1 pseudogene is annotated in these 276 nt (G+C 61.6%); it reads right to left on the reverse strand.

The window, feature by feature from the left end:
* A pseudogene (locus CLH62_RS20915) lies at window positions 1-241 on the reverse strand (2OG-Fe(II) oxygenase); the annotation flags it as partial.
* Window positions 242-276: the final 35 nt, after the last annotated feature.

A 276-nucleotide genomic window follows, 5' to 3' on the forward strand; every position in this document is an offset into this window, starting at 1 on the left:
CACCGCGCCCTATGCCAGCTGCCTTCATGGCTTCGGTGAGATGCAGCGTGGTGACTTCCTGTCGCAGCGCGGCGATCAGTTCATCGCCCAGACGCTCACGCACATCAAGACTCATCCAGCCGGTATGCGTCAGTCCTGCCGCCAACTGATCCAGCCAGTCATCGGGCACCAGCGGTGCCGGCACCGGCTCCTGAAACAGGGGTTCAACAGGTAACGGGGAAACAGTGGGCCGTGCATCCACGAGCGGTCCTCCAGACAGTTGCGGCCCATTTTAAT

The sequence above is a fragment of the Marinobacter guineae genome (assembly GCF_002744735.1).
GTDB classification, from domain to species: Bacteria; Pseudomonadota; Gammaproteobacteria; order Pseudomonadales; family Oleiphilaceae; genus Marinobacter; species Marinobacter guineae.